Below are 8,431 nucleotides of genomic sequence, written 5' to 3' on the forward strand. Positions count from 1 at the left end.
TGTTGACACTTAACAACAACTTAACTGTGACCTATGTTCACAGGATCGAATTATTTAGAAAATAGATGAGCTAGCTTTCATATTCTATGCTTTAATAGTGAGAAGCTTTGGGCACATACTAATAAAAAAGTTGACACAAGGAGTGGTAAGCATGAAAAGAGGGCTTTTTCTGTTGCTGTTTTTTGTGCCTGGCGTTTGTCTAGCGAACGAGCTTCCGCCTCTTCCAGGTAAAACATCCCCTTCTCCTCATAAACTATTTATTTCCAGCGACAGCTATCAATCTGACAGTTTCGATGTTTGGAATATCGACACGGGTTATGCGTACGAACTCTTTGACTCCGTAGACGTTTACGTCGGTGCACGAGTCAACAACTCTCCAACCCAAAACCAAAGCGGTTTTTTGAGTGGGATCAGCTATCACTTCAATGATCGTGTCACACTAAAAAGTACGGTTCGCTCTTACAAGAATGAGACTGCGGAAGGTATTCGCCAAGAAGACAGCAGCCTCGCAGCTGAAGTCTCAAGTCGCGTAAAAATCACCGATAAACTGGATCTTCACGCGACTCTTGATTACCAAGATTGGCAACAAGGTATTGAGGTAGGTTTAGGCTTTCGTTTTTAGAAATCTAATTTTTGCTTTGAAATCAATACACCATTCCAATCAGCGTACACATAATGCTTCGGCTGCACGATTTGGTTTTGCATCGTTAAGGTCACATTGACCTCTCCCATACCTCGCTTCTCTGTCTTAAACGGATTGGTACCAAGTGCTTGCACGCCAATGTCCATCTGAGATATTTGTGCTACGTCGCGTATTGCACCATAGACAATAATGCCTTCCCACCCATTTTCTATTCCGAGTATTGCTAATTGATCGCCAAGCAATGCTTTCTGACACGAACCATGTCCGTCAACAATCAATACTTTCCCCGCTCCATCTTCGCCCAGTACTTCACGTACTTTTGAGTTGTCGTGGTAGCAACGCACTGTGACAATTTCTCCGTAAAAAGCGGTGCGTTGACCAAAGTTCTGCAGTGGCAAAGTAAGCAGGGTAACTTGGTCTTCAAATTGGTCACAAATATCGGGTGTAATGTCTCTCATATTTCCTCCGTGAATTTTCTCACTCAAGCAGTGCTTCGGTGAGTAGTATCCTTTCCTATACGAGTCGAGGCTTAAGGGAGCCTAACTTATGCAACACTTTCGGCTGTGAGCACGCAATAAGGTAAAGTTGATCATCAATGACGTAGTAAATCGCGTTTTGTTGAAAGTCATTCGCCAATGCGACCGCCGCCTCTGGTGATAACTCGACGGCAAAGCTTTCCTCATACCATGTAAAAGAGCTGTCACCTACTGTGATAGGCGCGTAATTAACGTGCTGTAGCAGTGTTTCTAATGCTTGATTGCTTATGCAGTTCTCTTCTTTGGACCGCAAATTACTGTATGGGTTCCAAGCGGTTATCACAGCGTAGTTTGAAACGCACCACTCGGCCTCGAATCTGAAAAAAGATTCTGAATAAGCATTCCATAACGATGCGTCTATGTTCATATTACTTTTTTCTATCATAAGTCTTAAACGATTAATAACAGTTACATTTCATCAATTGATATAAATCAACAAACTGAATGGAATTAACATTTGAGCATTGTTAGCATGCTGTTAACAATATAAAATCCGCTCCATATCTTAGGGTGTTTACGTTTCATGCCCCACAGAAAGCAGGAAATGAAAGGTAAACAAGCCCTTTAGAATAAACGTCGCCATTGGATACTGGTGAGTTGGCAAAATTCCATGGAGGGCGGATAACTGAAAGAAGTGTTTTTTTGATCAACTTGATTTATTATCAAAATCACATTACCTGTATGTTATATTTTTGCCTAGAATTTATTCTATTAGCACAATTTTGTCACAAATTTAGGTACCGCCAATGCAAACCCCGCAGATTCTTATCGTTGAAGATGAGCAAGTAACTCGTAACACTCTTAAGAGTATTTTTGAAGCAGAGGGATACGCTGTTTTTGAAGCCAGTGACGGTGAAGAGATGCACCAAGTGTTGTCTGATAACTCAGTCAACTTGGTTATTATGGACATTAATCTTCCAGGCAAGAATGGCCTTCTACTAGCGCGTGAACTACGCGAGCAAGCGAACATTGCTTTAATGTTCCTGACAGGCCGTGACAATGAAGTAGACAAGATCCTAGGTCTTGAGATTGGTGCAGATGACTACATCACTAAACCATTCAACCCACGTGAACTAACTATTCGTGCACGTAACCTACTTAGTCGCTCAATGAGCTCTAACGCGGTGCAAGAAGAGAAGCGCTCGGTAGAAAAGTATGAATTCAACGGTTGGGTACTAGACATCAACAGCCGCTCTCTAGTAAGCCCTGCTGGTGATAGCTACAAGCTACCTCGCTCTGAGTTCCGCGCACTACTGCACTTCTGTGAGAACCCGGGTAAGATTCAAACTCGTGCAGATCTTCTTAAGAAGATGACTGGTCGTGAACTTAAGCCACACGACCGTACTGTAGACGTAACGATTCGTCGTATCCGTAAGCACTTTGAGTCTGTTTCAGGTACGCCAGAAATCATCGCCACTATCCACGGCGAAGGTTACCGCTTCTGTGGCGATCTAGAAGACTAGATTTAACCGCTAATATCCGAAGGGCTTGCTCATTGAGCAAGCCCTTTTTGTTTTAGGTCTAACGACTAATGCAACATCATTGCGGTTAATAAACCTTGTTAATCTTCACGTACTTTTCGACTAACCAACGCTGTTTACCCGCATCGTCTAGAAGCACTGCGATATCAACCGATTTTTCTGTGTTCACATCAATGTGAGACGAGAACGCCACCTCCCATCGGCTTTCACTGTGCGTTCGAGTATCTAAAGACGCACTGTCCACCAACCACTCTTTTTGCCCCTGTTTAATAATAAGAGCTTCTGCCGTTAGATTTGCAGGAAGTAACTGATCTCCTTCGAGGTAAAGTGCACCTTGAATACTTTGCTCTTGCACGTCCCCAATATTCGGCATGAGGTTCACCCATAAATTACTTTTGAGCTCAACATTAACCTCATTAATCGTAATCTGACTGTTTTGTTGCCAATTCACATTTGGAACGGAACTACAGCCTGCCATCAATGCCATGGCTAATGCCAATGGTGCGATTCTTTTCATGTTATTTCCTTTGTTCCAACCAACTTTTGAGGACTTGAATATCGTTTTGGTATTCATTTTTGATCTCTTCAACCCAGTCTGAAATGTTTTCCCACCATGCTGGCATATCGGGAGATTGCGCTTTCTGCGCCACACTTTGGATACGTTTGAGGCCAATCGAACCTGCAGCACCTTTAATTTTATGCGCTTCAGAAACAATCCCATCTTGATCTTTTGCCGTCATGTTTGAGTCTAAGACATCAATATAGTCTGGCATCATGTCTTCAAACATTTTTATGCTGTCGTAGACCGGCTTGGCACCAACAATGTCGACGTAAGACTCTAACATATCCATATCGAGCAAGTGTGTCTCAATCACAGGAGAAGGGGGCGGCTCTTCCACTGTTTCTGGAATGCTCTCAGGTTGCTCTTGCGGCTCTACCTGATGCGCGAAGAACTTATCAATTACAGACTGAATGGCATTCACAGCAAGCGGTTTGCTGATGGCATCATCCATACCGTTATCTAAATATTCACGACGATCTTTCATCACATTAGCTGTTAGGGCGACTAATGGAGGCAGATTGTTATAATGCTCGCGATAATAATTTGCGACATCAAACCCCGTCATATCAGGCAGCTGAATATCCAACAACGCCAAGTCATATTTTTCTGGCACAAAGTTCACGAGCGCTTCTTGTCCCGTCATCGCCACGGTAACGGAGTGCCCTAAGCTCTCAAGCAACGATTTGGCCACGGTGACGTTAAGCTCAATGTCTTCGACCATAAAGATGTTGAGATGCACATTATCGCGTTTTGCATCAATGACAGGTTCTTCGAGTTCCACAATAGGAACGTGAATCGATACGGTAAAAGTACTACCAAAACCCTCTTCACTAGCGACAGTAATGTCACCATCCATCATGTTGATCAGCTGTTTTGACACCGCCAGGCCTATACCAGTCCCGACAGCATGTAGGTTGTCTTTACCTGATTTCACTTGGTAATACATGGCAAAGATTTTATCGAGCTCGTCTTCTGGTATGCCAATACCCGTGTCTTCCACCTCCATAATAATGGTCGCAAAATCGTCTTCGACATCCGCGCTCACCGTCATCACAACGCCACCTTCTTTGGTAAACTTCATTGCGTTGCTGACCAAGTTCCAAATTACTTGACGTAAACGGGTCGCATCCACTTCAATTGCTTTGGGTAAATCACTCAAACGTTCTAAGTCAAAGCGCAGCCCTTTTTGCTCAGCCATCAAAGCAGAGATGCTTTCAATCTCAGCGACGAAGTCTTCGAAGTTAAGTGGCGCAGGTAATAGTTCTAGCTTGCGGCGATCAAATTTATCCATATCGATAATATCGTTGAAGATGTTACCTAGCGTAATCGCACTCACATTGATGGTCTGCATGTGTTTACGCTGCTCTTCTGTCAACGGACTATCTAGAAGCATACGACTTAAGCCTACAATGCCATTCAGCGGCGTTCGCAGCTCATGACTGATGGTTGAGATGAAGGTAGTTTTGTCGCGGCTTGCTTTCTCTAACGACTCTTCATGGCGCTTACGTTCAGTGATATCACGGCCAAAACCTACCAAGCCAAGGTGACGACCATCTTTGCTGTAAAACGGCACTTTACGCAGTTCAAAGTAGTGCTTGCGTCCATCAGGATACTCTAGCCACTGCTCGTAAGTAATGGCTTGATTATCGGCGAAGACCTTTTGGTCAGTATCAACGATGTGCTCAGCGATTTCTTTGCTATACACATCCCAAGGGCTTAATCCGACTAACTGGTGCTCTTTTTTGCCCGTTAGCTCTTCCATTGCCCGGTTACAACCGGAGAACACACCATCGGCATTGCGGTAGTAAATTAAGTCTGGCGAGGCATCAATAAATGAACGCAGTAGTGCAGTGCGTTCCGCAAGCTCTAACTGAGTACGCTCTCGTTGGAACACCTCGTTTTCGAGATCTTGCATCGCCTCTTCACGAGCTTCTTCTGCTTTAATGCGCTCTTCAATTTCTTGGTTGAGCTTTTCGATGTTTTGTTGCAGTTGATAATTCAGTTCTTGGTCTCGCGAGCGCATGTCTTTCAGTTTGGACACCAACTTGGTTAAACGCTGGCGAGACTCTTCTAGCTGATCAACAACAACAGAAAGAAAATAAACCGCCCAAGGTGTAATCAAGAGACCAAAAAACACCGAACGGACAATGTCGATATCGTCGACTCGCCCCTTGAGAGCTAAAGTAATCCCCACCTGCACCACAACGGCTAATGCCACCAGCGCAAGGGCCAGCAAAATCGAGAAACGAACAATCCCCAGTTTGACTAGCAAGTCGACATAATACTGGGCGAGATTTTTCATGGGTTTCATTAACTACTCCATGGTGCTGGCTAGATGTTGCCCTTCAATGATAAAAAACGAGCAGACATATTCGGCCTAACGCAATTTAGGTCTGTGTGATTAGTGAAAAATACGTAGTGCGAACTGCGCTTGCTAAACAAGATAAAAAGATAAGTTAACCAACGAACGCACAAGCTTCGGTAAGTTTAACGTGTTTAATACGGCGATTTAAACAATCAGCTATCAACTTAGAGCAAGCGGTCACAAAGCGTTAGCAAGAACTGGGATGAATACAGGTGCGATTACGTCCATCAGCTTTGGCTTGGTATAGCGCACTGTCAGCCATGGCAATACCCATTTCCGGTTCATCACCATGTTGAGGAATATAAGAGACAAGACCGATACTGACCGTGAGACGTTCCGAAGCTTCTGAGCTGTCGTGCTCCATATCGAGTTGTCGAATTTGTTCATGAATACGCTGCGCTACATTGCTCGCGCCTTCCGTTGTGGTATTCGGCAGGATAAAACCAAACTCCTCACCACCATAACGCGCAACACAATCCGAAGAGCGATTGATGACTTTTGTGAATACGGTAGCAACACTGACCAATGCTTCATCACCTTGCTGATGGCCGTAACAGTCGTTGTAATCTTTGAAAAAGTCGATGTCACACAACATGATAGTGAGCGGCAGCTTTTCGCGGGCATGGTGGTACCATAGTACCTGCAGTTGTTCATCGAAGCGGCGTCGGTTCGATACCTGAGTTAAGCTATCCATAAAGCTCAACTTTTCTAACTCTAAATTGGCTCTCTCCAACTTTTGTTCGGCAAGGTAACGTTCAGAAATATCACGCGCCATGATCAGCACACCATTCGTTCCTGAAGCTTTATCTTTAAAAGGCGATTTCACCACATCAAACCACGTACTTTTGCTATCACTGCTAACGACTTTATCTATGTATCGGACAGGCTCTGACTGACGCAATGCATCCAAATCACTAGCGGCTAAGCGAGCGTACATCTCTTCAGGAATGACATCTTGAAGGCGCTTACCGATCAAATCAGACACGTCTGAAATACCTAATGCATTAACGAACGGTTTATTACACGCTTGATAGACCATATTCTCATTGAAGATACCGATAGAGTCAGGGCTAGCGTCAAGAATAGTTTGTAAGATAGTATCCCTTTGCGCCAACGCAACTTCTGTATCTTTACGCCGCTCCATTTCATCTCTCAGGTTTTGCTGCATTTTGTGCCACTCGGTCACATCATGACTAATGGATAATGTACCGATCAGCTCACCACTCGGTGACACAAGGGAATTTTGATTCACTTCCAATAAGCAACTGCGACCTTGTGGATCCGTCGTCCACTTGCGCTCACTCTTTCTGCTAGCCTCACCCATGGAAACCTTTGATGCGCAGGCTTCTTCCCTTCGCCCTTCCCAAAATTGATCAAATGCTCGGTTCGTCGTTAATAAATTCCCTTGGCGATCTTGGGTACAAATTAACTCAGAGAGTGAGTCTAGTGCCGAACGGGCAATCGTTAATTGCGCAAGCTCTTGTTGCTGCTCTTGATGAGTGGCTTGATATGGCTGCGCGTAGATGATCCAAACACGGTGATTGCGCAGCAAACTCTTTCTTCCTGACAACTCCACCTTGATAGATTCGCTTTCAGATAAACGCCAGTCAAATACCTGCTGGCTAAAATGACGACTAGAGACACTGTCTAGAAACGACTCAAGCTCACGAATATCGAATAAAGCGGGATACAAATATCCCGTGCCTAGAGAGCGAATACCTAATAACTGCATCGCAGCTTGGTTAGATAACAAGATCTGAGCATGGCCAGTATCCAGCACTATGACTGGATAGGGTGAATCCGTTACGAGTTGCTTAAGTGATGTTTGAAAGTGCAAATAGATCAGTGCTAACGCGCACACGCTAGCAATTAATAACAAGACGACATAGCCATAACCGCCTTGACCATCCCAAAGCCAATTGAGTAACTGATCCATCGTTTAAACCTTTAAAGAAAACTGGTTAAAATATATCAGTTATTTATTGAGCGATCTGCTATTAATTCCGGTTTAGTATAGATAAAAGCGTTTCCCGTTAGGCTTCCTTGAGCACCATGTTCACTGAGGGCTCGACCAATTTCAGTCATCGCCAGCCAGCGATTTTCACACCACAGTGGCGATAATAAGGTAGGTCTACGAGCTGCTGATGAAACGCGATGGTAAATCACGTCCGGTGGCGTCATACGAATCATCTCACTGGCAATTGCGACATATTCTTCTAGCTCTGGCTCCTCTAACCGTCCTGCACGCCACGCTTTCGCCATGGTGCTGCCTTCCACAATATGCAAGCCATGTAACTTAATGCCATCCGTGCCCACGGCTAACACTTTTTGCAGCGTCTCAATATTATCGTCGCGGCTTTCTTTCGGTAATCCAACAATTAAATGAGTACAAACCTTGATTCCGAGTGTTCGCGCGCGCTTAGTGATTTCGGCATAACATTCGAAATCATGACCGCGATTGATGCGCTTAAGGGTGTCGTTATTAGCGGTTTGAAGTCCTAACTCTAGCCAAATTTCATAACCTTGCTGTACATAGTCAGACAGCAAATCTAATACGGCATCAGGCACGCAATCTGGACGAGTCCCGACACACAATCCCACAATATCAGCCGCTTTTAGTGCTTCTTCATACATATTTTTCAGCACTTGCACTTCCGCATAAGTACTGGTGTAAGCCTGAAAATAAGCGAGATACTTCTTCGCTCGATGAATTTCGCCCGCACGATCTTTCAACTGATCGTGAATACTCTTTATCTGTACTTCTTCATCCGCAAACGAAGCCACATTACAAAAAGTACATCCTCCCCGACCAATAGTGCCATCTCGGTTAGGGCAACTAAATCC

At 44.4% G+C, this 8,431-nt stretch carries 8 protein-coding genes; 2 read left to right on the forward strand and 6 right to left on the reverse strand.

Features of this window, described 5'->3' with window-relative positions:
* Window positions 1–151: 151 nt before the first annotated feature.
* On the forward strand, window positions 152–622 hold the full coding sequence (locus tag CAG69_RS11765; protein ID WP_065645163.1) for a ribonuclease regulator: 471 nt from the start codon (window positions 152–154) through the stop codon (window positions 620–622).
* Here the strand turns inward: CAG69_RS11765 and CAG69_RS11770 are convergent.
* A complete protein-coding gene (locus CAG69_RS11770; protein WP_161444311.1) occupies window positions 619–1,101 on the reverse strand; it encodes a putative 4-hydroxy-4-methyl-2-oxoglutarate aldolase in 483 nt (160 codons plus the stop codon). The two genes, CAG69_RS11765 and CAG69_RS11770, sit on opposite strands and share 4 nt — an antisense overlap.
* 55 nt (window positions 1,102–1,156) lie before the next feature.
* Complete coding sequence (locus CAG69_RS11775) at window positions 1,157–1,564, reverse strand: DUF3293 domain-containing protein (RefSeq protein WP_161444313.1); 408 nt, start codon at window positions 1,562–1,564, stop codon at window positions 1,157–1,159.
* A gap of 361 nt (window positions 1,565–1,925) precedes the next feature.
* Here CAG69_RS11775 and arcA point away from each other — a divergent pair, with 361 nt between their 5' ends.
* Complete coding sequence (arcA, locus tag CAG69_RS11780; protein ID WP_005381824.1) at window positions 1,926–2,642, forward strand: two-component system response regulator ArcA; 717 nt, start codon at window positions 1,926–1,928, stop codon at window positions 2,640–2,642.
* Between the two features lie 85 nt (window positions 2,643–2,727).
* Here arcA and CAG69_RS11785 read toward each other — a convergent pair whose 3' ends face one another.
* From CAG69_RS11785 to CAG69_RS11800, 4 genes are all read right to left on the reverse strand, one after another.
* Window positions 2,728–3,177, reverse strand: coding sequence for a hypothetical protein (locus CAG69_RS11785; protein WP_161444315.1), 450 nt, complete (start codon window positions 3,175–3,177; stop codon window positions 2,728–2,730).
* Window position 3,178: 1 nt separating this feature from the next.
* Window positions 3,179–5,533 (reverse strand): aerobic respiration two-component sensor histidine kinase ArcB, encoded by a 2,355-nt coding sequence (gene arcB, locus CAG69_RS11790; protein ID WP_161444317.1) that lies wholly within the window; start codon window positions 5,531–5,533, stop codon window positions 3,179–3,181.
* Between the two features lie 241 nt (window positions 5,534–5,774).
* Entirely contained in the window at window positions 5,775–7,523 is a 1,749-nt protein-coding gene (locus CAG69_RS11795) for a sensor domain-containing diguanylate cyclase (protein WP_161444319.1), read from the reverse strand.
* Window positions 7,524–7,558: 35 nt separating this feature from the next.
* The coding region (locus CAG69_RS11800; RefSeq protein WP_161444321.1) for a TIGR01212 family radical SAM protein at window positions 7,559–8,431 on the reverse strand (873 nt) is incomplete at its 5' end.

The sequence above is a fragment of the Vibrio sp. V43_P6S15P86 genome, from assembly GCF_009904725.1.
In the GTDB taxonomy this organism is placed as follows: Bacteria; Pseudomonadota; Gammaproteobacteria; order Enterobacterales; family Vibrionaceae; genus Vibrio; species Vibrio diabolicus.